Source organism: Xanthomonas cissicola (assembly GCF_008801575.1).
Lineage (GTDB): Bacteria > Pseudomonadota > Gammaproteobacteria > Xanthomonadales > Xanthomonadaceae > Xanthomonas > Xanthomonas cissicola.
Window position 1 is genome coordinate 1 of sequence record NZ_VZPL01000265.1, and the last position, 304, is coordinate 304.

At 53.9% G+C, this 304-nt stretch carries 1 pseudogene; it reads left to right on the top strand.

The annotated features are described in order from the left end of the window. Positions 1–118: pseudogene (locus F7R02_RS25995) on the top strand (IS5-like element ISCARN85 family transposase); the annotation flags it as partial. Between the last annotated feature and the right edge of the window lie 186 nt (positions 119–304).

Below are 304 nucleotides of genomic sequence, written 5' to 3' on the forward strand. Positions count from 1 at the left end.
ACTGTTCCGTCGCTTGAAAGGCTACCGCCGGATTTTCTCGCGCTTCGAGAAGCTGGATGTCATGTTCCTTGGATTCCTCAGCTTCGTCCTAGTCGTTGATGGGCTTCGGATGTGTTAACAGGCCCTAGTCGCCCCTGAAAAACCCCCAGGCTGCATCCATTGCAAGGCTTAACCTGCGTTTTAGGTGTGCTGGAATTGCCAGTTTTCGTTACTCTACGAACTGGTTTCTGGCAGTTTTCGCCCATGCGTACACGCCGTCCTGCCGCCGAGCAGTTGCCTGCCGATGAGTTGTTTCGTTCGCGTT